Genomic DNA, 20669 nt, shown 5'->3' with positions numbered 1-20669 from the left:
GCCCCTTCCTTCCCACGCCGCGGATCAGGTCTTGCCGCGCAGCTCGCGGCGCAGGATCTTGCCGACGTTGCTCTTGGGCAGCTCCTCGCGGAACTCGATGTACTTGGGCCGCTTGTAGCCGGTCAGGTTGTCGTGGCAGAAGCGCATCACCTGCTCCTCGGTCAGCGTCGGGTCGCTGCGCACGACGTAGAGCTTGACCGCCTCGCCGGAGTGCGGGTCCGGCACCCCCACGGCGGCGCACTCCAGCACCCCGGGGCAGGTGGAGACGACGTTGTCGATCTCGGTTGGGTAGACGTTGAAGCCCGAGACGATGATCATGTCCTTCTTGCGGTCGACGATGCGGATGTAGCCGCGCTCGTCCATGACGCCGACGTCGCCGGTGCGCATGTAGCCGTCGGAGGTGAAGACCTTGGCCGTCTCCTCCGGCTTGTTGTAGTAGCCGGTCATGACGTTGGGGCCGCGGATGCAGATCTCGCCGACGCTGCCGGGCGGCAGGTCGGCGCCGTCGTCGTCCTTGATGGCGATGTCGACGCTGGGCAGTGGCAGGCCGATGGTGCCGGTGAACTCGGTGTTGGTGACCGGGTTGTTGGTGCCGATGGCACAGGTCTCGCTCATGCCCCAGCCCTCGATCATGGCGCAGCCAGTGACCTTTTGCCACTGTCGCGCCGTGCCCTCGCTGGCGGCCATGCCGCCGGCCTGCGACAGCACCAGTGACGAGAAGTCGAGCTGGCGGAAGCGCGCGTTGTTCAACAGCCCGTTGAACAGCGTGTTGACCGCGGGCAGCACGTGGAATGGCCGGCTCTTGAGCACCTCGACGAACTTGGGGATGTCGCGCGGGTTGGGGATGAGGGTGGCGTGCGCGCCCTGGCGCATGACCAGCAGCATCAGCGTCAGCGCGAAGATGTGGTAGAGCGGCAGCGCCATGATGTGGTTGGCGTGCCGCGGGTCGCCCACCTTGCTGAGCGCGGGGGTGAACCACGCCTCGGCTTGCAGAATGGCGGCGATGATGTTGCCGTGCGTCAGCACCGCGCCCTTGGACAGGCCGGTGGTGCCGCCCGTGTACTGCAGGAAGGCGATGCTGTCGCGGTTGACCGCCGCCGGCTTGAGGGCCTGCGTCTGGCCGCTCTCCAGCGCCCGGCGGAAGGGCACGATGGTGCGCGCGCCCCCGGGCCCTTGCAGCGGGAGCTTGAACGCCGGCACCAGCTTGGCCACATGCCGCACCAGGAAGGTCATCCATCGCCCATACCAAAAACCCAGCAGATCGCCAAAGCTGGCCACCACCACGTGCCGCACCGGGGTGTGGTCGATGACCTCCTCCAGCGTGTGGGCGAAGTTCTCCAGGATGACGATGGCCTCCGCGCCCGAGTCCTTGAGCTGGTGCTCCAGCTCGCGCGCGGTGTAGAGCGGATTGACGTTGACGCAGGTGTAGCCGGCGCGCAGCACCGCCGCCATGGTGATCAGAAACTGCGGCAGGTTGGGCAGCATGATCGCCACGCGCGCCCCCGTGGGCAGGCCCAGCGACTGCAGGTACGCACCCAGCGCAGCGCTGTAGCGGTCCAGTTGGCCGTAGCTCATCCAGCGGTCCATGCACACCGACACCGGGTCCTGCGGATGCCGGCGGAAGGCCTGTTCCAGCAGGCTCACCAGCGAGTCGTACTGGGTCGGGTCGATGTCGGCGGGCACGCCGGGGGGGTAGCTCGATAGCCAAATTCTTTGCATGGCGGCGTCGTGATCGTGTGGGCTGCCCATTGTGGCCGGTGCCCCGCGCCGCCCGGCTCAGGGGATGCCCCTAGAAGCTGTCGCCGGCGGCACAGTTGCGCGGGGTGCGCCGGCCGTCCCCGCGATGTGAGGGCATACGGGAAAACCCTAACCGTTTCGGGCGATTCGCCGTATAGTGTGGGCCATGGTCGTCTCCGCCCCGCCGCCCCACGTCGCCGCGCCCCTGCGCGGCGAGCGCGTGCCTGTGCGCGATCTGCCGGCCGCCACCGACCCCGGCCCGGTGCGGGTGCGGCGCCCGCGCGCGCCGATCCGCACCCTGGAAGCCCAGCACCGCGACGCCATCCTGCGCCACCTGCTCGCCCTGGGCGAGCGCGACCGCTACCTGCGCTTCGGCTACGCCGCGCAGGACGAGCACATCCGCCGCTACGTCGATGGCCTGCGGTTTGGTCTGGACGAGGTGTTTGGCATCTTCAACCGGCGGCTGGAGCTGATCGCCATGGCGCATTTGGCGTACATGGTGTCGCCCGAGCGCGGCAGCGACAGCGCCGAGTTTGGCGTCAGCGTCAGCGCCCATGCGCGCGGCCGCGGCTACGGTCACCAGTTGTTCGGCCGGGCGGTCGTGCATGCGCGCAACCACGGGGTGCGCTACCTGTACATCCATGCCCTGAGCGAAAACGCGCCGATGCTGCGCATCGCGCGCAGCGCCGGGGCCGCGGTCGTCCAGCACGCGGGCGAGAGCGAGTGCCACCTGGAGCTGCCGCCGGCCGACTTCGAGTCGCACGTCAGCGAACTCATCGAGGAGGAGGTGGCCCGCACCGACTACTGGCTCAAGGCCTGCCGCCGCGGCTGGCGGCGCCTGGTGCGCTGGCTGGCCGCGCGCGGCTGACGCCCGACGCGGGGACACGGCAAGGGGACACGCCAGGGACATGAGCCTGTTGTATCCTAGGGCCCGTCGCAACCCCTGACCACACCCGTGGCCGATTCTTCCCACTCTCCGGGGCCGCACGCAGGCGTGCGGCACGAGGACAAGCGCAGTTTCCTGCAGCGGCTCGCCGAGTTTCTGCATCCGGGGCCGGACTCCAAGGACGAGCTCATCGAGACGCTGGCCGAGGCCGAGGACAACGCCGTCATCGACGCCGAGTCGCGCGTGATGCTCGAGGGCGTCATCCGCATCGCCGACATGACCGCGGGCGATGTCATGGTGGCCGCCCCGCGCATGGACGTGCTCGACATCCACGCCCCCTACGCCGAGCTGCTCAACACCGTCATCGACACCGGGCATTCGCGCTTTCCGGTCTACGAGGGCGAGCGCGAAAACATCATCGGCATCCTGCTGGCCAAGGACCTGCTCAAGCTGCAGCGCGCGCCCGAGCTGAATCTGCGCGCCCTGCTGCGGCCGGCGGTGTTCGTGCCCGAGAGCAAGGGCCTGAACGACCTGTTGCGCGAGTTTCGCGGCAACCGCAACCACTTGGCCATCGTCATCGACGAATTCGGGCGGGTCGCCGGCCTCATCACCATCGAGGACGTGCTGGAGGAGATCGTCGGCGAGATCGAGGACGAGTTCGACGAGGACGAGGAAGAGGGCGACATCTTTGCGCTGGCCGACGGCACCTGGCGGGTGAGCGGCGACACCCCCATCGAGCGCGTCAACGAGTGGTTCCAGGTTGCGCTGCCGGAGGCGGACTTCGACACCATCGGCGGCTATGTGGCCCACGCCATGGGGCGCGTGCCCCGGCGGGGCGAGTCCCACCAGGCCGCGGGGTTGGTGTTCCAGGTGCAGCACGCGCGCGGCGGCGCGGTGCGCTGGTTCAAGGTCACGCGGCAGACGGCCGCATGAGGGGGCGGGTCGGCGCGGCGCTCGTGCTGGCCGGGCTGGCGCACGCGGCGGCGCTGGCGTGGCCCTTCGACCTGGCGCTTGGCGCGTGGCTGCGCCCCGGCGAGCCGGTGGCCGGGCTGCAGGGGGCGAGTCTGGTCGTGCTGGTTGCGCTGCTGGCCCGCGCGCCGACCGCTGCCGCCGCCGCGGTGCGGGCGGGCGGGTTTGCCCTCGCGTGGCTGGCGGGCACCTTCTGGTGGCTGTTCGTTTCCATGCATGTTTACGGCGGGCTGGCCGCGCCGTTGGCGGTCGCTGCCGTGCTGGCGCTGGCGGCCTTTCTGGCGCTGGACTACGCGCTGGCCGCCGCCCTGTGGTGGCGCTGGCGCCACGCGGGCGTCGCAGCCCGGGTGGGGGCCTTTGCCGCGCTGTGGACGCTGGCCGAGATGGCCCGCGGCGTGCTCTGGACCGGCTTCCCCTGGGGTGCCGGGGGCTACGCCCAGATCGAGGCGCTGGGCTGGCTGGCGCCCTGGGTGGGCGTCTATGGCATGGGCGCGGCGTCGGCCGCGCTGGCCGCGGCGCTGGCACTGGGGGGGACGGCGCTGCGCGCCGGGGCGGGCGTGCTGGCGCTGGCCCTGTGGGCGGTGCCCGCCACCGGCCCCGGGCTGGTCGCGGCGCTGCCCGACGCCACCCGGCCCGCGGGCACCCTGCCCGTGCGGTTGCTGCAGGGTGCCATCGCACAAGACCAAAAATTCGACACCGAGGCCGGCGTGCCCCTGGCACTGCGCTGGTACGGGCAGGCCATCGTGCACGCCAGTGCCGACCCCAAGCTGGCGGGCGGCCTGGTCGTCGCGCCCGAGACGGCCATTCCCGTGCTGCCGCAGGACATCGACGCCGATTACTGGCACGCGCTCGCGGGCGCCGTGCGCGCCGGCCGCGTGGCGGTGCTGCTGGGCGTGCCCTTGGGCAGTTTCACCGATGGCTACACCAACTCGGTCGTCGGCTGGCCGCCGGACGAGCCGGCGACCGATGCGGGCCCTGACCCCTTCGCGGCGCTGAGCCGCTACCGCTACGACAAGCACCATCTGGTGCCGTTTGGCGAATTCATCCCGCGCGGCTTTCGCTGGTTTACCGACCTGATGCACATCCCGCTGGGGGATTTCGACCGCGGCGCGCTGCCCCAGCCGCCGTTTGCGTGGGCCGGGCAGCGCATCGCGCCCAACATCTGCTACGAGGACCTGTTCGGCGAGGAACTGGCCGCGGGTTTTCGCGATCCGGCCACGGCCCCCACCGTGCTGGTCAACGTCAGCAACATCGCGTGGTTTGGGGACACGGTGGCCATCGACCAGCACCGCCACATCTCGCGGCTGCGGGCGCTGGAGCTGGGCCGGCCCATGGTGCGCGCCACCAACACCGGTGCCACCGCCGTCATCGACCACCGCGGCCGCGTGGTGGCGGAGTTGCCGCGCGGGCAGCGTGGCGTGCTGGACGCGACCGTCGAGGCCCGCACCGGCATCACGCCCTATGCCGCCTGGGCCGCGCGCTGGGGCCTGTGGCCGCTGGCGGCCGCCTGTGTGGCGGTGCTGGCGCTGGGCCGGCTGGGGTGGCCGCGCCGGAGCGCGCCGTAGAATCGGGCGCTTATGCTGACCTTCCAACAGATCATCCTGAAGCTCCAGTCGTACTGGGACGCCCAGGGCTGCGCGCTGCTGCAGCCATACGACATGGAGGTGGGGGCGGGCACCAGCCATACCGCGACCTTTTTGCGCGCCATCGGCCCGGAGCCGTGGAAAGCCGCCTATGTGCAGCCCAGCCGCCGCCCCAAGGACGGCCGCTATGGCGAAAACCCCAACCGCCTGCAGCACTACTACCAGTACCAGGTGGTGCTCAAGCCCGCGCCAGCCAACATTCTGGAACTCTACCTGGGCAGCCTGGAGGCGCTCGGCTTCGACCTCAAGCGCAACGACATCCGCTTCGTCGAGGATGACTGGGAAAACCCCACGCTGGGTGCCTGGGGCCTGGGCTGGGAGGTCTGGCTCAACGGCATGGAGGTGACGCAGTTCACCTACTTCCAGCAGGTGGGCGGCATCGACTGCAAGCCCATCACCGGCGAGATCACCTACGGCCTGGAGCGGCTGGCCATGTACCTGCAGGGCGTGGAAAACGTCTACGACCTGACCTACGCGCCCGGCCTGACCTACGGCGACGTGTTCCACCAAAACGAGGTGGAGCAATCCACCTACAACTTCGAGCACTCGGACCCGGATTTTTTGTTCACTGCGTTTGCCGCGCACGAGCGGCAGGCCAAGCACCTGATGGAACAGCAACTGGCTCTGCCGGCTTATGAGCAGGTGCTCAAGGCCGCGCACACCTTCAACCTGCTGGATGCGCGCGGCGCGATCAGCGTGACCGAGCGGGCCGCCTACATTGGCCGCATCCGCAACCTGGCGCGCAGCGTCGCCCAGAGCTATCTGGACAGCCGCGCGCGGCTCGGCTTCCCGATGGCGCCGCGCGCCTGGGCCGACGATGTGCTCGGTCAGCTCGAGAAAAAGGGGGCCGCATGACGACCCGGACCGCAAACCTGCTGGTGGAGCTGTTCGTCGAAGAGCTGCCGCCCAAGGCGCTCAAGACCCTGGGCGAGGCCTTTGGCCGCGTGTTGGCCGACCAGCTGCGCGACCAGGGCCTGGTCGATGCCGATGCCGTGCTGACCCCCTACGCCAGCCCGCGCCGGCTGGCCGCCCACCTGAGCGGCGTGCGCGCCAAGGCGGACGACCGCGCGGTGCAGCTCAAGCTGATGCCCGTGGCCGTGGGTCTGGACGCGCAGGGCCAGCCGACGCCCGCCTTGCTCAAGAAGCTGACCAGCCTGGGCGTGGACACGTCCGACCCCGCGGCGCTGACCGCGCGGCTGCGCCGCCAGCCCGACGGCAAGGCCGAGGCGCTGTTCTGGGACAGCGTGGTGGCCGGGGTGACCCTGGACGTCGGGCTGCAGAAGGCGCTGGACGAGGCGCTGCGCCGCTTGCCCATCCCCAAGGTCATGACCTACCAACTGGCCGACGGCTGGAGCAGCGTGCACTTCGTGCGCCCTGCGCACGGTCTGGTCGCCCTGCACGGGGACCAGGTGGTGCCGGTGCAGGCCCTGGGGCTGACCGCCGGGCGCCACACCCATGGCCACCGCTTCGAGGCGGCGCGCGACCCGATCGAGCTGCCGCACGCCGACGCCTATGCCGAGACCCTGGCGCGCGACGGTGCTGTCATCGCCAGCTTTGCCGAGCGCCGCGCCGAGATCCAGCGCCAGCTCGCGCAGGCCGCGGCCCGCGTGGGCGGCGGCTGCCGGCCCATCGAGGACGACGCGCTGCTCGATGAGGTGACCGCGCTGGTCGAGCGCCCGAACGTGCTGGTCTGCCAGTTCGAGGAGACCTTTCTGGAAGTGCCGCAGGAGTGCCTGATCCTGACGATGAAGGCCAACCAGAAGTACTTCCCGCTGCTCGATGCGCAGGGGCGGCTGACCCACCGCTTTTTGGTGGTGAGCAACATCACGCCGCAGGATCCGAGCGCCGTCATCGCCGGCAATGAGCGCGTGGTGCGCCCGCGGCTGGCCGACGCCAAGTTTTTCTACGACCAGGACCGCAAGCGTCCGTTGGAGTCGCGGGTGCTCGGGCTGGCCAAGGTGGTCTACCATAACCAGTTGGGCACCCAGGGCGAGCGGGTGGAGCGCGTGGGCGCAATCGCGCGCGCCATCGCCGCGCGCCTGGGCGACGACACCCTGGTGCGCCAGGCCGATCTGGCGGCCCTGCTGGCCAAGGCCGATCTGCTGACCGACATGGTGGGCGAATTCCCCGAGCTGCAAGGCATCATGGGGGCCTACTACGCCCGGCACGACGGGCTGGACGACGCGGTCGCCGACGCCATCGAGGACCACTACAAGCCGCGCTTTGCCGGCGACGACCTGCCGCGCAACCCCGTCGGCCTGTGCGTGGCCCTGGCCGACAAGCTGGAAACGCTGGTTGGCCTGTTCGGCATCGGCAGCTTGCCCACCGGCGACAAAGACCCCTACGCCCTGCGCCGCCATGCGCTGGGGGTGGTGCGCATGCTCATCGAGCGCGACCTGCCGCTGGATCTGCCCGCCCTCATCGACGCCGCCGTGCCGGTGTTTGGCGACCGCATCCGCGACCCGCGCGAGGCGCTGACCGCGTTTTTCTACGACCGTCTGGCCGTGAATCTGCGCGAGCAGGGCTACAGCGCGCAAGAGGTGGACGCCGTGTTGGCGCTGCGCCCGGCGCAACTGCGCGAGGTGCCGCGCCGGCTGGCCGCGGTGCGCGCCTTTGCCGCGCTGCCCGAGGCGCCGGCGCTGGCCGCCGCCAACAAGCGTGTCACCAACATCCTGCGCAAGGCCGAGGCGGCCGTGCAGCCCCAGGTGGACCCGGCCCGGCTGGTGGAGCCGGCCGAACAGGCCCTGCACCAGGCTCTGCAGGCCGTCCAGCCCGCCGCCGATGCGGCGTATGCCGCGGGCGACTACACCGCCAGCTTGCAGCGTTTGGCGGCGCTCAAGGCGCCGGTGGACGCCTTCTTCGACGGGGTGATGGTCAACGCCGACGACGCCGCCCTGCGCGCCAACCGGCTCGGGCTGCTGGCCATGCTGCACCAGGCCATGAACCGCGTGGCCGACCTTTCGCGTCTGGCGGCCTGAAGGCGATCCATGGCGGTGCGTGACCTGCGGCTGGTCGTCATCGATCGCGATGGCACCCTCAACCGGGATCCGGAAGACTTTCTGCACGGCCCGGACGATTGGGAGCCGCTGCCCGGCGCGCTGGAAGCCGTCGCGCGTCTGAACGAGGCCGGCTGGCGCGTGGTCGTCGCCTCCAACCAGTCGGGGCTGGGGCGCGGGTTGTTCGACGTGGACACCCTCAACGCGGTGCATGCCCGCATGCACAAGGCGCTGGCCGGGGTGGGCGGGCGCATCGACGCCGTGTTTTTCTGCCCCCACGCGCCGGAGGACGCCTGCGACTGCCGCAAGCCCGCGCCCGGGCTGTTTTTGCAGATTGCCGCCCGCTACGGCATCGCGCCGGCCCAGTTGGTGGCCGTGGGCGATTCGGTGCGCGACGCCTGCGCCGGGGTGGCCGCGGGCTGCGATACCCATCTGGTGCTGACCGGTCAGTCGGCCGTGCACCGCGATGGCACCCGCCCGGTCGGTCTGCCCGAGGGCGTCACCATCCACGACGACCTGCTGGCCTTTGCCGACGCCCTCATCGCCCGCCATGCGCCAGCGGCCCGCGCGGCGGACGGGCCCGCCGGGGGGATGGGAGCGGCGCGCCCATGATCATGAATGTCCTGCGCTCCTGGCTCCACCTGCTGTTCATGGGGGTGACGGTCGTGCCATGGGCCACGGCCGCGGTCGTCATGTCCCCGTTCGTCTCGGCCAACCGGCTGTACTGGTTTTGCGTGGGCTGGGTGCGGCTGCAGGTCTGGGCCGCGCGCTGGATGCTGGGCATCCGCAACGAGGTCATCGGCTGGGAGAACCTGCCCGTCGGCGAGACGGCCCCCGCCATCCTGCTGGCCAAGCACCAATCGACGTGGGAGACGTTTTGCCTGCCGGCGCTCATGCCCCATCCGCTGGCCTTCGTCTTCAAGCGCGAGCTGCTCTATGTGCCCTTCTTCGGCTGGGCGCTGGGCCGGCTGGACATGGTCCACATCGACCGCGCCAAACGGGCGCAGGCCTTCAACAAGGTCGTGGAGCAGGGGCGCCGGCTGCTGGCGCGCGGCACCTGGGTGATCATGTTCCCCGAGGGCACCCGCGTCGCCCGTGGCGCCCGGGGCCAATACAAGACCGGCGGCAGCCGCCTGGCGGTGCAGACCGGCGCGCCCGTGATTCCCATCGCCGTCACGTCGGGCCGCTGCTGGCCGCGCCGGGCCATCGTCAAGCGGCCGGGCACGGTGGTGTTTTCCATCGGCCGGCCCATCCCGAGCGAGGGCCGCGACCCCGAAGCGCTGATGCGCGAGGTCGAGGACTGGATCGAGTCCGAGATGCGCCGGCTCGACCCCGAGGCCTACCGCGACGAGCGCCAGGCGGCGCTGGCCGCCTAAGGGCTGTCGGGTGTCGCGGCTGCCCGCTGCCCCACCGCAACCGCCCGCGACGCCAACCGCGTGGGCGCATCCGCGCGCCAACCGCGAGGTCGAGCTGCACGGGGTGCGCATCGCGTACGAATTTCGGCGCAGCGCGCGGCGGACCATCGGTCTGTCGGTTGGCCCCCACGGCCTGAGCGTGCGCGCCCCGCGCTGGGCCACGTGGCCGGAGATCGAAGGTTTTCTGTGCCGCAAAGCGGCCTGGGTGCTGGCCCATCTGCACCGCCAAGCCACCCGGCCGCGCCCCGCCTGGCCCGAACCGACCCCCGCCCTGCGCGCGCAGGCGCGCGCGCTGTTTGCCGCGCGCGTGGCCCACTACGCCCCGCTGCTGGCCGTGCGTCCGGCGGCGCTGCGGGTGTCGTCGGCGCGCACGCGCTGGGGCAGTGCCAGCACGCGGGGCACGGTGTCGCTCAACTGGCGGCTCGTCTGCCTGCCGGCGGAGCTGCTGGATTACGTCGTGGTGCACGAGCTGGCGCACCTGCGCGAGATGCACCACGGCCCCGCCTTCTGGGCCCTGGTTGCTGCGGTGCTGCCGGACTACGCCGAGCGCCGCGCGGCCCTGCGGCGCTACGCTCTCGGCTGATCCCTCTCGACGGGGAGGCCTCGATCGGCCCCGGCCCGGTGTCAGACGGATCTGCGCGCGCCTTCAGAGCGACCGGGCGATGGCCGCAAAGGCGCTCGCCAGCGCCACCGCATGCACCAGCGCCGCGCCGATGGTCAGGCCAATCACCGGGCGCAGCGTGGCCACGGGCCGGCCCGTGGCCACATGCCGCCACAACAGGCTTGCCGCCGCCAGCGACAGCGGCAGCGAGGCCAGCCCCCACCACGCCGTCTCCGGCGCGATCACGCCCAGCACCGCGGCCGCCAAGGCCCCGTGGGCCAGCACCACCAGCGCCGTGTACAGGGCTGCCACGCCGATCGGGCCCAGGCGCACCGCGAGCGTGCGCTTGCCCACCTGGGCATCCCAGGGGGCGTCCGGCAGCCCGTTGACCAGCAAAATGGCCGCCACCAGCAGCGCAAAGGGGATGGCCGACACCATGGGCACGATCAGCCATTGTCCGCGCTGGGTGTAGTAAGCGCCCAGGACGACCAGCCACCACGCCAGCGCCACCGTCAGCTCGCCGGCGCCGCGCGCCATCAGCCGCAGCGGCGGTGCCGAATAGGCCCAGCCGAGCAGCAGGCCGCCCAGCCCGATGGCGATCAACCCGCCGCCTGCCGTCAGGGCCAGCCACAGCCCGCCCAGCACCACCAACCCCGTCAGCCCCAGGGCCAGGTGCCGCGCATGCGCGGGCGATGCGGCCCCATCGGGGATCACGCGCGAGCCCCCCGTGAACGGCGACAGCGGCGCCGGGTTGAGGGCATCCGCCCCGCTCAGCGCATCGTGGTAGTCGTTCCAGACATTGGCCGCCGCGTGGGCCATGGCGGCCAGCGCCAGCGTCACGCCCGCGCGCAGCGGGTCGAATCCGCAGCCACAGGCCGCCGCCATCGCCAGGCCCAGCGCCACGCCGGCCACGGTCACCCAAAGAAAACCCGGGCGACTCAGCCGCCACCCTGCGGACAGGCTCAAGGGGGTGTTGAGGGATACCGACATGGGTATCACTATAGCCAAGCCGCGGCGTGTTGCGACGTGCTCCGTCGCTTTCGGTGTGCCGCCGGCCCGCCCCCTGCCGCCCGGGCGCACTCTGCCGTAAGATCGGGCCTGCATTGACGTTTACGTCAACGTCAAATCTGGCGGTCCGCGCCTCGGCGCGCCGCCGTTCACCGTCACCCGCCATGGCGAGCAGCACCACCTACACCATCAGCGATCTGGCCCGCGAATTCGACCTGACCACGCGCGCCATCCGCTTCTACGAAGACATGGGGCTGCTCAGCCCGCGCCGGGAAGGCCCGGGCGGGCGCAGCCGGGTCTATTCCGCACGCGACCGCACGCGCCTGAAGCTGGTACTGCGCGCCAAGCGCCTGGGCCTGAGCCTGTCCGAGGCCAAAGACCTGATCGACATGTACGACAGCCCCCGCGACACGGGGCCGCAGTTGCGCAAGTTTTTGCAGGTGCTGGCCGCCCACCGGCGCCAGATCGAGGAGCAGATGGCCGACCTGCAGGCCACGCTGGACGAGATCAAGGTGCACGAGAAAGAAGCGCGCGCCTTGCTGGCCCGTCTGGGCGACGGATCGACCCCGCCCGAAAAAGCGGCATAATTGACGTTTACGTAAACGTCAATCAAGCGCCCGTCCATCCTGCGCTGGAGACCCCCATCGTGACCGCCGCCAACCCCGATCCGACCGCGCTGCGCGAGCGTGTTGCCGCGAGTCTCGCCCGTCAAGGCATGATGCGCCACCTGGGCGTGCGGCTGGTCGATGTGGCGCCGGGCACCGTGACGCTGGCGCTGCCGTACTCGGACAAGGTGACGCAGCAGCAGGACGGCTTCCACGGCGGCGCCATGGGGGCGCTGGCCGACATCGCGGGGGGCTACGCCGGCCTGACCGTGGCCCCGGACGGCATGGAAGTCACCACCGTCGAATACAAGATCAATTTCCTGGCCGCCTTTCAGGACGGCGAGTTGCTGGCCATCGGTCGCGTCGTGCGCGCCGGCCGGCGCATCATCGTCACCACGGCGGAGCTGGTGCATGTGGCCCCCGACGGCACGCGCAGCCCCTGCGCGGTCATGCAGCAGACGCTGGTGCCGGTGCCCAAGACCTATTGACCGCCATTCCACCCCGATTCCCACTTCAGGAGACGACCCATGACCCACTTGCCCGGCCTCGATTTCCAGCTTGGTGACGACATCGATGCCCTGCGCGACGCGGTGCGCGCCTTTGCCCAGGCCGAAATCGCCCCGCGGGCCGCGGAGATCGACCGCACCGACCAGTTCCCGATGGACCTGTGGCGCAAGATGGGCGAGCTGGGCGTGCTCGGCATCACCGTGGAGGAGGACTACGGCGGCGCGGCCATGGGCTATCTGGCGCACATGATCGCGATGGAGGAAATCAGCCGCGCCAGCGCCTCGGTGGGCCTGTCGTACGGCGCGCACTCCAACCTGTGCGTCAACCAGATCCGCCGCAACGGGACCGAGGCGCAAAAGCGCAAATACCTGCCCAAGCTGATCACCGGCGAGCACGTCGGCGCGCTGGCGATGAGCGAGCCCGGCGCCGGCTCCGACGTGGTGAGCATGAAGCTGCGCGCCGAGGACAAGGGCGGCTACTACTTGCTCAACGGCAGCAAGATGTGGATCACCAACGGACCGGACGCCGACACGCTGGTGGTCTATGCCAAGACCGAGCCCGAGCTGGGCGCGCGCGGCATCACCGCCTTCCTGATCGAAAAGGGCATGAAGGGCTTTTCCATCGCGCAAAAGCTGGACAAGCTGGGCATGCGCGGCAGCCACACCGGCGAGCTGGTGTTCCAGAACGTCGAGGTGCCGGCGGAGAACATCCTCGGCGGCCTCAACAACGGCGTCAAGGTGCTGATGAGCGGGCTGGACTACGAACGCGCGGTGCTCGCCGCAGGGCCCGTCGGCATCATGCAGGCGGTGATGGACAACGTCATCCCCTACATCCACGACCGCAAGCAGTTCGGCCAGAGCATCGGCGAGTTCCAGCTGATCCAGGGCAAGGTCGCCGACATGTACACCACGCTGCAGGCGGCGCGCTCGTTCCTGTACACCGTCGGCAAGAACCTGGACCGGCTGGGTGCCGCGCACGTGCGCCAGGTGCGCAAGGACTGCGCCAGCGTGATCCTCTGGTGTGCCGAGGCCGCCACCCGGATGGCCGGCGACGGCATCCAGATCTTCGGCGGCAACGGCTACATCAACGACTACCCGCTGGGCCGCCTGTGGCGCGACGCCAAGCTGTACGAGATCGGCGCCGGCACCAGCGAGATCCGCCGCATGCTGATCGGCCGCGAGCTGTTTGCGGAGACCCTGTAATGCCCCTGCGCCACCTGCTGGCCCACAACCGCGACTGGGCGTCGCGGATGGAGGCCGAGCGCCCGGGGTTCTTCTCGGGGCTGGCCGGTCAGCAGTCGCCACGCTACATGTGGATCGGCTGCTCCGACAGCCGGGTGCCGGCCAACCAGATCACCGGGTTGGAGCCGGGCGAGGTCTTCGTGCACCGCAACGTGGCCAACGTGGTGGTGCCCACCGACCTGAACTGCCTGACCACCATCCAGTACGCGGTGGACATGCTGCACGTGGAGCATGTGATGGTGGTCGGCCACTACGGTTGCGGCGGGGTGCATGCCGTGCTGGAGGGCATACGCGTCGGCTTGGCCGACAACTGGCTGCGCCATGTGCGCGACGTGGCGGACCGCCACCAGCGCCTGCTGCAGGTGGCGCCCGCCGAGCGCCGGCTGGACGTGCTGTGCGAGCTCAACGTCATCGAGCAGGTGCGGCACGTTGCGCAGTCCACGGTCATCCAGGACGCCTGGGCGCGCGGCCAGCCCGTCATGCTGCACGGCTGGGTGTACGGCCTCAAGGACGGCCTGCTGCAGGACCTGCGCGTGTCCATGCGCGGCGCCGACGAGGTGGAAGCCGCTCATCGCGCCGCCTGCGAGGGGGTCGCGCAACGCCACGGGCTCGTTCTGTCATGATGGCGCGGTGTCCACCGCCGTAGGAAAGACCGCATGCTGCCGCGCCGACTCGACTCCTCGCTCGCCTACGACATCGCCCGCGCGATGATCGATGGCTTCAACCGCCACTACCGGCTCTTTCGCACCGAGTCGGCCCGCGCCAAGCACCGCTTCGAGACCGCGGACTGGGTGGGCCAGCAGCGGGCGCAGCGCGAGCGCATCGAGTTCTACGACCTGCGCGTCAAGGAGTGCGTCACGCGCCTGGAGCGGGAGTTCCACGCCTCGCAGCAGCCGATGGAGGTGTGGCAGCAGGTCAAGCTGCTCTACATCGGCATGCTGGTGGATCACCGCCAGCCGGAGCTGGCCGAGACCTTCTTCAACTCGGTCACGACCAAGATCCTGCACCGCAGCTATTTCCAGAACGATTTCATCTTCGTGCGGCCGGCCATCAGCACCGAGTACATCGAGCCGGAAGACCCCAAATCGCACACCACCTACCGCTGCTACTACCCCAAGTCGGTCGATGAACTGCCCGCCACCCTGACCCGCCTGATCGAGGACTTTGGCCTGCGCGTCCCGTTCGAGGACCTGGCGCGCGACGTGGGCGACGTGCTGGCGGCGCTGCTGCCGCTGTTCGACCATGGCCGCCTGCGGGCCAACTTCCAGATTCAGGTGCTGGACAGCCTGTTCTACCGCAACAAAGGGGCGTACGCGGTGGGCAAGCTGATCAACGGCTTTCAGGAGGTGCCCTTTGCCCTGCCCATCCTGCACGGGGCGGCCGGTCGGCTCGTCATCGACGCGCTGCTGCACGGCGAGGACGACCTGCTGATGATCTTCAGCTTCGCGCGGGCCTACTTCATGGTGGACATGGAGGTGCCCAGCGCCTACGTGCAGTTCCTGCGCAGCATGATGCCGCGCAAACCCCGCGCGGAGTTCTACAACGCGCTGGGCCTGGCCAAGCAGGGCAAGACGCTTTTCTACCGCGACTTCCTCTACCACCTGCGGCACAGCACCGACCAGTTCCGCATCGCCCCCGGCATCAAGGGCATGGTCATGCTGGTGTTCGACCTGCCGAGCTTTCCGTTCGTGTTCAAGGTCATCAAGGACTACTTCCCGCCGCAAAAGGACACGACGCGCGAGCAGATCCGCGGCAAATACCAGCTCGTCAAACAGCACGACCGCGTCGGCCGCATGGCCGATACGCTGGAGTTCAGCGGCGTGGGCTTCCCCCGCGAGCGCTTCACCGACGAGCTGATCGAGGAAATCCAGAAGTTCGCGCCCAGCCAGATCGAGATCGGCGACCGCAACGGCGACGGCAATGTCGAGGTCCTCCTCAAGCACGTCTACATCGAGCGGCGCATGATCCCGCTCAACATCTATCTGCAGGAGTGCTTCGACACCCTGAGCAAGGACCCGGGCCATGCGACGGCCCGCCAGCAGCTCGAGCATGCCGTCATCGAGTACGGCAACGCGATCAAGGATCTGGTGGCGGCCAACATCTTCCCCGGCGACATGCTGTGGAAGAACTTTGGCATCACCCGCCACGGCAAGGTGGTGTTCTACGACTACGACGAGATCGAGTACATCACCGACTGCAACTTCCGCCGCGTGCCGCCGCCGCGCGACGAGGACGACGAAATGAGCGGCGAGGTCTGGTACTCGGTGGGGCCGCACGACGTTTTCCCCGAGACCTTTGCCCCCTTCCTGCTGGGCAACCCGATGGTGCGCGAAATCTTCATGCGCCACCATGGCGACCTGCTGGATGTGGCCTTCTGGCAGGGCCACAAGGAGCGCATCCTGGCCGGTCACGTCCACGACGTTTTCCCCTACGAGCGCGAGCGGCGTTTCTGCGCGCAGCGTGCCGTGCCCCTTTCCCCCACGGCCGAGACCGCGAATGCGCCGGCCGCCACCTCCACCCCCCATCCGACAGGAGTCACAGCATGAGCCAAGCCGATCCGATCGTCATCGTCGGTGCCGCGCGCACCCCCATGGGCAGCTTCCAGGGCGACTTTTCCGCGCTGGCCGCGCACGACCTGGGCGCCGCCGCCATCCGCGCCGCCGTGGAGCGCGCGGGCATCCAGCCCGATGCAGTGGACGAGGTGCTGATGGGCAACTGCCTGATGGCCGGCCAGGGCCAGGCCCCGGCGCGGCAGGCGGCGCTCAAGGCGGGCCTGCCCAAGAGCGCGGGCGCGGTGACGCTGTCCAAGATGTGCGGCTCGGGCATGCGCGCGGCGATGTTTGCCCACGACATGCTGGCGGCGGGCACGGCGGACGTCATGGTCGCCGGCGGCATGGAAAGCATGACCAACGCGCCGTACCTGCTGCTCAAGGGCCGCGGCGGCTACCGCATGGGGCACGACCGCGTCTTCGACCACATGATGCTCGACGGCCTGGAGGACGCCTACGAGCCCGGCCGCAGCATGGGCACCTTCGGCGAGGACTGCGCCGCCAAGTACCAGTTCACCCGCGAGCAGCAGGATGCGTTTGCCACCGCCTCGGTGACACGGGCCCAGAAAGCCGTGGCCGACGGCAGCTTCGCGGCCGAGATCACCCCCGTCACCGTCAAGGAGCGCGCCGGCGAGCGCGTCGTTGCCAGCGACGAGGGCCCGGGCAAGATCAAGCTCGACAAGATCCCGCAGCTCAAGCCCGCGTTCAAAAAGGACGGCACCATCACGGCCGCCTCCAGCTCGTCGATCAACGACGGTGCGGCGGCCCTGGTGCTGATGCGCGCCTCCACCGCCGAGCGGCTGGGCTGCACGCCGCTGGCGCGCATCGTCGGCCACGCCACCCATGCGCAGGAGCCCAACTGGTTCACCACCGCGCCGGTCGGCGCCACGCGCAAGCTGCTCGCCAAGACGGGCTGGCAAGTGTCCGACGTGCAGCTGTGGGAGGTCAACGAGGCCTTTGCCGTTGTGCCGATGGCGCTGATGGCGGAGCTGGGCGTCTCCCACGACATCGTCAACGTGCACGGCGGCGCCTGCGCACTGGGGCACCCGATCGGCGCCAGCGGCGCGCGCATCATGGTGACGCTGATGTACGCGCTCAAGGCGCGCGGCCTCAAGCGCGGCGTGGCCACGCTGTGCATCGGCGGCGGCGAGGGCACCGCCATCGCGCTGGAGATGCTCTGATGCGCGCGGCGGCGCGGCGCCGAGGCTCAGCCCAGCAGGGCCGACAGCGGACCGCGCCAGCCGATGCTGGTCAGTTCCGCTTCGGCCTGCACCCCCTCGACGACGTGGTGCTCGAAGCGCCCCTCGGCGTTGCGGCGGAACACCTCCAGCCGCAGGCGCGCGGGGTCGAGCAGCGCGTACTCGCGCACGCTGGGCAGTCGCTGCAGGCTGAGGAATTTTTCCCCGCGGTCGTACGCCGCCGTCGAAGGCGACAGCACCTCCAGCACCAGGACGGGTGCGCGCAACGCCGTGGCGTCCGGGTCGTCCAGGTCCTGCGGGTCGCAAGTGACGACCACATCGGGGTAGAACCAGTGCTGCGCCGCGTCCACCGCCACCCGCACGTCGCTGACGAACACCTGGCAAGGCGTATCCTGCAGATGCCGCTGCAGCGTCATCGCCGTGGCCAGCGTGGCGCGGTTGTGTCGCAGCGAGCCGCCCGTCATCGCATACACCTCGCCGCGCCAGAAGTCGTGACGCACCGTTTGCGTACTTTCCCAACGCAGGTATTCCTCGAGGCTCTGGCGGGCGGAGGCGGCTCGACCCATGGGGGCTCCTTCGGGCGGGGGACGGATAGGAAGCCTATCGTAGTGGATCGGCAAGGCGGGTGCCAGCCCACGGCACCGCAGCCGACGATGGCCCCCTTGCGCATCCGCCCGCAGGGATGGGCCTGTGATCGAGACGAGGACATCCAACGATGCTGTTGACCGACGACCAACACATGATTCGCGACGCGGTGCGCGCCTATGCCCGCGAGCAGCTTTGGCCCCATGCCGCGCGCTGGGATCTGGAGCACACCTTCCCGCGCGAGGCGCACCGCGGGCTGGCGGAGCTGGGCTGCTACGGCGTGTGCGTGCCGCCGGAGTACGGCGGCGCCGGGCTGGATTACCTGAGCCTGGCGCTGGTGCTGGAGGAAATCGCCGCCGGCGACGGCGGCACCAGCACCGCCATCAGCGTCAACAACTGCCCGGTGTGCGCGATCTTGCTGCGCTACGGCAGCGAGGCGCAGAAGCGCCAGTGGCTCACCCCGCTGGCGCGCGGCGAGATGCTGGGGGCGTTTTGCCTGACCGAGCCGCACGTGGGTTCGGACGCCGCCGCGCTGCGCACCACCGCCCGGCGCGACGGCGACGCCTACGTGCTCGACGGCGTCAAGCAGTTCATCACCAGCGGCAAAAACGGCCAGGTGGCCATCGTCATCGCCGTCACCGACAAGGCCGCCGGCAAGCGGGGCATGAGCGCCTTCCTCGTGCCCACCGACACGCCGGGCTACATCGTCGAGCGGCTGGAGGACAAGGTCGGCCAGCACTCCAGCGACACCGCGCAGATCCGCTTCGAGGGCTGCCGCATCCCGGCGGAAAACCGCATCGGCGAGGAGGGCGAGGGCTACCGGATCGCGCTGTCGGCGCTGGAGGGCGGGCGCATCGGCATCGCGGCGCAGAGCATCGGCATGGCGCGCAGCGCGCTGGAGGTCGCGATCGACTACGCCAAGCAGCGCGAAAGCTTCGGCAAGCCGATCTTCGAGCACCAGGCGGTGGGTTTTCGCCTGGCGGAGGCGGCGGCCAAGCTGGAGGCCGCACGCCAGCTCACCTGGCATGCCGCGGCGCTGCGCGACGCCGGCCAGCCCTGCCTGAAGGAGGCCGCGATGGCCAAGCTGATTGCCAGCGAAACGGCGGAGTGGGTCTGCTCGGTGGCGATCCAGACGCTGGGCGGCTACGGCTATGTGCGCGACTTTCCGGTCGAGCGCATCTGGCGCGACGTGCGCGTCTGCCAGATCTACGAGGGCACCAGCGACGTGCAGAAGATCCTGATCCAGCGCGCGCTGTAACGGGCGCCGGCGGCGCGCCGCCACCGGGTGCCCAGCCATTCGCGCCGCCCCTGGGGCGCGGCGTATGATAGGCGCGCCATGAACATCATCATCTTCGGCGCCGGGCGGGTGGGGGAGAGCGTGGCCGAGAGCCTGGTGTCCGAGCAAAACGACATCACGGTCATCGACCAGGACCCGGTGCGGGTGCGTGCGCTGGAGGAGCGGCTCGACCTGCGCGGCGTGGTCGGCAATGGCATCCAGCCCTCGGTGCTGGCCGAGGCGGGCGCCAAGGATGCGGACATGGTGATTGCCTGCGCGGCGCTGGACGAATCCAACCTGGTGGTGTGCAAGGTGGCGCACGACGTGTTCCAGGTGCCGACGACCATCGCCCGGCTGCGCTCGCCGGAGTTCGAGGAGGGCAGCCCGCTGCTGGACAAGGCCGGCTTTGCGGTGGACCATGTGATCTGCCCGGAAGAGTCGGTGATGCGCTATATCCACCAGCTCATCGACTACCCCGAGGCGCTGCAGGTGGTGGAGTTTGCCGAGGGCCGGGTGTGCCTGATCGTCGTGCGCGCGGCGGCCGGTGGGGCGTTGGTGGGCCACACGATCGGGGAGTTTCGCGACCGTTTTCCGCAGGCCGAGATGCGCGTGGTCGCCCTCTACCGGCTGGACGCCGAGGTGGAGGCGACCGCGCAGACCCGCATCCTGCCGGGGGACGAGGTGTTCGTGCTGGCCGCCAGCGACCGCATCCGCTGGGTGCTGGCGGCCATCCACAACATCGACCAGCCCGTGCAGCGGGTGATGATCGCCGGCGGGGGCAAGGTCGGGCTGCGGCTGGCCCGCTCCCTGGTCGGGCAGTGCCAGGTCAAGATCATCGAGAGCAACCCCCGGCGCTGCGAGTACCTGGCCAGCCAACTGCCGTCCAGCACGCTGGTGCTGCAGGGCGACAGCGTGGACGAAGCGCTGCTGGAAGAGGAAAACGTCGCCGACATGGACCTCTTCCTCGCGCTGACCAACGACGACGAGGACAACATCATGTCGGCCATGCTGGCCAAGCGGCTGGGCGCGCGCCGGGTGATGGCCCTGATCAACCGCCGCGCGTATGCCGAGATGATGCAGGGCAGCGCCATCGACATCGCGGTGTCGCCCGCGCAAACGGTGATCGGCGAGCTGCTGGCGCATGTGCGCCGCGGCGACGTGGTGGCGGTGCACAGCCTGCGCCGCGGCGCCGCCGAGGCGCTGGAGGGCGTGGCGCGCGGCGACGTCAAGACCTCGCGGCTGGTCGGTCGGCGGGTGGAGGAAATCCGCCTGCCCAAGGGCGCGCGCATCGGCGCCATCGTGCGCGGCGAGGGGAGCGACGCCGAGGTGCTGATGCCGCACCACGACACGCTGATCCAGGCCGACGACCACATCGTCATCTTCATCCCCCACAAGCGCCTGGTGCGCGAGGTGGAAAAGCTCTTCCAGGTCGGGGCGACCTTCTTCGGCTGA

Annotated in this window: 19 protein-coding genes; 16 read left to right on the top strand and 3 right to left on the bottom strand. The window is 70.0% G+C overall.

Annotation, left to right across the window (positions count from 1 at the left end):
- Positions 1-24 precede the first annotated feature (24 nt).
- Positions 25-1719 carry an AMP-binding protein gene (locus A9O67_RS02270; protein WP_068607095.1) on the bottom strand — a complete coding sequence of 565 codons (1695 nt, stop codon included), beginning with the start codon at positions 1717-1719 and terminating at the stop codon, positions 25-27.
- Between the two features lie 184 nt (positions 1720-1903).
- On the opposite strand from A9O67_RS02270, the gene A9O67_RS02265 reads away from it, so the two are divergent.
- The 8 genes from A9O67_RS02265 (at position 1904) to A9O67_RS02230 (ending at position 10229) form a co-directional block, all read left to right on the top strand.
- A complete protein-coding gene (locus tag A9O67_RS02265; protein ID WP_082955291.1) occupies positions 1904-2605 on the top strand; it encodes a GNAT family N-acetyltransferase in 702 nt (233 codons plus the stop codon).
- An 87-nt stretch (positions 2606-2692) separates the two neighbouring features.
- Entirely contained in the window at positions 2693-3556 is an 864-nt protein-coding gene (locus tag A9O67_RS02260) for an HlyC/CorC family transporter (protein ID WP_068606978.1), read from the top strand.
- The gene (gene lnt / locus A9O67_RS02255; protein ID WP_068606976.1) at positions 3553-5157 is read left to right on the top strand and encodes an apolipoprotein N-acyltransferase; all 1605 of its coding nucleotides are present in this window, start codon (positions 3553-3555) and stop codon (positions 5155-5157) included. Before A9O67_RS02260 ends, lnt begins: the two co-directional genes overlap by 4 nt.
- Positions 5158-5169: 12 nt before the next feature.
- The gene (gene glyQ / locus A9O67_RS02250; RefSeq protein WP_068606974.1) at positions 5170-6090 is read left to right on the top strand and encodes a glycine--tRNA ligase subunit alpha; all 921 of its coding nucleotides are present in this window, start codon (positions 5170-5172) and stop codon (positions 6088-6090) included.
- Positions 6087-8213, top strand: coding sequence for a glycine--tRNA ligase subunit beta (glyS, locus tag A9O67_RS02245; protein WP_068606972.1), 2127 nt, complete (start codon positions 6087-6089; stop codon positions 8211-8213). Before glyQ ends, glyS begins: the two co-directional genes overlap by 4 nt.
- A 9-nt stretch (positions 8214-8222) precedes the next feature.
- Entirely contained in the window at positions 8223-8843 is a 621-nt protein-coding gene (gmhB, locus tag A9O67_RS02240) for a D-glycero-beta-D-manno-heptose 1,7-bisphosphate 7-phosphatase (RefSeq protein ID WP_068606970.1), read from the top strand.
- A 2-nt stretch (positions 8844-8845) separates the two neighbouring features.
- On the top strand, positions 8846-9607 hold the full coding sequence (locus tag A9O67_RS02235) for a lysophospholipid acyltransferase family protein (RefSeq protein ID WP_068606968.1): 762 nt from the start codon (positions 8846-8848) through the stop codon (positions 9605-9607).
- Positions 9608-9617: 10 nt separating this feature from the next.
- A complete protein-coding gene (locus tag A9O67_RS02230; RefSeq protein WP_082955290.1) occupies positions 9618-10229 on the top strand; it encodes a M48 family metallopeptidase in 612 nt (203 codons plus the stop codon).
- A 63-nt stretch (positions 10230-10292) separates the two neighbouring features.
- On the opposite strand, the gene A9O67_RS02225 is transcribed toward A9O67_RS02230, so the two are convergent.
- A complete protein-coding gene (locus A9O67_RS02225; protein WP_082955289.1) occupies positions 10293-11237 on the bottom strand; it encodes a prenyltransferase in 945 nt (314 codons plus the stop codon).
- Between the two features lie 182 nt (positions 11238-11419).
- Here A9O67_RS02225 and A9O67_RS02220 point away from each other — a divergent pair, with 182 nt between their 5' ends.
- Genes A9O67_RS02220 through A9O67_RS02195 form a run of 6 tightly spaced genes read left to right on the top strand, consistent with a single transcriptional unit; the run spans position 11420 to position 17338 of the window.
- Entirely contained in the window at positions 11420-11842 is a 423-nt protein-coding gene (locus tag A9O67_RS02220) for a MerR family transcriptional regulator (RefSeq protein WP_068606964.1), read from the top strand.
- A gap of 56 nt (positions 11843-11898) precedes the next feature.
- Positions 11899-12348, top strand: coding sequence for a PaaI family thioesterase (locus A9O67_RS02215; RefSeq protein ID WP_408033404.1), 450 nt, complete (start codon positions 11899-11901; stop codon positions 12346-12348).
- A gap of 39 nt (positions 12349-12387) precedes the next feature.
- Entirely contained in the window at positions 12388-13569 is a 1182-nt protein-coding gene (locus A9O67_RS02210) for an isovaleryl-CoA dehydrogenase (RefSeq protein WP_068606960.1), read from the top strand.
- Positions 13569-14231, top strand: a complete 663-nt coding sequence (gene can, locus A9O67_RS02205) for a carbonate dehydratase (RefSeq protein ID WP_068606959.1) — start codon at positions 13569-13571, stop codon at positions 14229-14231. The genes A9O67_RS02210 and can overlap by 1 nt, the downstream gene beginning before the upstream one ends.
- A 33-nt stretch (positions 14232-14264) precedes the next feature.
- Positions 14265-16154: a bifunctional isocitrate dehydrogenase kinase/phosphatase gene (aceK, locus tag A9O67_RS02200; RefSeq protein ID WP_082955288.1), complete on the top strand. Its 1890-nt coding sequence runs from the start codon at positions 14265-14267 to the stop codon at positions 16152-16154.
- Complete coding sequence (locus tag A9O67_RS02195; protein WP_068606957.1) at positions 16151-17338, top strand: acetyl-CoA C-acyltransferase; 1188 nt, start codon at positions 16151-16153, stop codon at positions 17336-17338. The genes aceK and A9O67_RS02195 overlap by 4 nt, the downstream gene beginning before the upstream one ends.
- A 26-nt stretch (positions 17339-17364) precedes the next feature.
- On the opposite strand, the gene A9O67_RS02190 is transcribed toward A9O67_RS02195, so the two are convergent.
- Complete coding sequence (locus A9O67_RS02190) at positions 17365-17922, bottom strand: Uma2 family endonuclease (protein WP_068606955.1); 558 nt, start codon at positions 17920-17922, stop codon at positions 17365-17367.
- A 149-nt stretch (positions 17923-18071) separates the two neighbouring features.
- Here A9O67_RS02190 and A9O67_RS02185 point away from each other — a divergent pair, with 149 nt between their 5' ends.
- Positions 18072-19199: an acyl-CoA dehydrogenase family protein gene (locus A9O67_RS02185; protein ID WP_068606953.1), complete on the top strand. Its 1128-nt coding sequence runs from the start codon at positions 18072-18074 to the stop codon at positions 19197-19199.
- A 78-nt stretch (positions 19200-19277) separates the two neighbouring features.
- The gene (gene trkA / locus A9O67_RS02180; protein ID WP_068606951.1) at positions 19278-20669 is read left to right on the top strand and encodes a Trk system potassium transporter TrkA; all 1392 of its coding nucleotides are present in this window, start codon (positions 19278-19280) and stop codon (positions 20667-20669) included.

The organism is Tepidimonas fonticaldi, assembly GCF_001675355.1.
GTDB classification, from domain to species: domain Bacteria; phylum Pseudomonadota; class Gammaproteobacteria; order Burkholderiales; family Burkholderiaceae_C; genus Tepidimonas; species Tepidimonas fonticaldi.
Note: the sequence above shows the minus strand (reverse complement) of the source record. Positions and strands in the feature narration are given on the sequence as shown.

Excerpts from the sequence above, each read along its gene's own strand:
- A9O67_RS02270 (WP_068607095.1), bottom strand. The coding sequence starts at position 1,719 with ATGCAAAGAATTTGGCTATCGAGCTACCCCCCCGGCGTGCCCGCCGAC.
- trkA (WP_068606951.1), top strand. The coding sequence starts at position 19,278 with ATGAACATCATCATCTTCGGCGCCGGGCGGGTGGGGGAGAGCGTGGCC.
- aceK (WP_082955288.1), top strand. The coding sequence starts at position 14,265 with ATGCTGCCGCGCCGACTCGACTCCTCGCTCGCCTACGACATCGCCCGC.
- can (WP_068606959.1), top strand. The coding sequence starts at position 13,569 with ATGCCCCTGCGCCACCTGCTGGCCCACAACCGCGACTGGGCGTCGCGG.
- A9O67_RS02210 (WP_068606960.1), top strand. The coding sequence starts at position 12,388 with ATGACCCACTTGCCCGGCCTCGATTTCCAGCTTGGTGACGACATCGAT.
- A9O67_RS02220 (WP_068606964.1), top strand. The coding sequence starts at position 11,420 with ATGGCGAGCAGCACCACCTACACCATCAGCGATCTGGCCCGCGAATTC.
- lnt (WP_068606976.1), top strand. The coding sequence starts at position 3,553 with ATGAGGGGGCGGGTCGGCGCGGCGCTCGTGCTGGCCGGGCTGGCGCAC.
- A9O67_RS02190 (WP_068606955.1), bottom strand. The coding sequence starts at position 17,922 with ATGGGTCGAGCCGCCTCCGCCCGCCAGAGCCTCGAGGAATACCTGCGT.
- A9O67_RS02195 (WP_068606957.1), top strand. The coding sequence starts at position 16,151 with ATGAGCCAAGCCGATCCGATCGTCATCGTCGGTGCCGCGCGCACCCCC.
- A9O67_RS02265 (WP_082955291.1), top strand. The coding sequence starts at position 1,904 with ATGGTCGTCTCCGCCCCGCCGCCCCACGTCGCCGCGCCCCTGCGCGGC.
- gmhB (WP_068606970.1), top strand. The coding sequence starts at position 8,223 with ATGGCGGTGCGTGACCTGCGGCTGGTCGTCATCGATCGCGATGGCACC.
- A9O67_RS02225 (WP_082955289.1), bottom strand. The coding sequence starts at position 11,237 with ATGTCGGTATCCCTCAACACCCCCTTGAGCCTGTCCGCAGGGTGGCGG.
- A9O67_RS02185 (WP_068606953.1), top strand. The coding sequence starts at position 18,072 with ATGCTGTTGACCGACGACCAACACATGATTCGCGACGCGGTGCGCGCC.
- glyS (WP_068606972.1), top strand. The coding sequence starts at position 6,087 with ATGACGACCCGGACCGCAAACCTGCTGGTGGAGCTGTTCGTCGAAGAG.
- glyQ (WP_068606974.1), top strand. The coding sequence starts at position 5,170 with ATGCTGACCTTCCAACAGATCATCCTGAAGCTCCAGTCGTACTGGGAC.
- A9O67_RS02235 (WP_068606968.1), top strand. The coding sequence starts at position 8,846 with ATGAATGTCCTGCGCTCCTGGCTCCACCTGCTGTTCATGGGGGTGACG.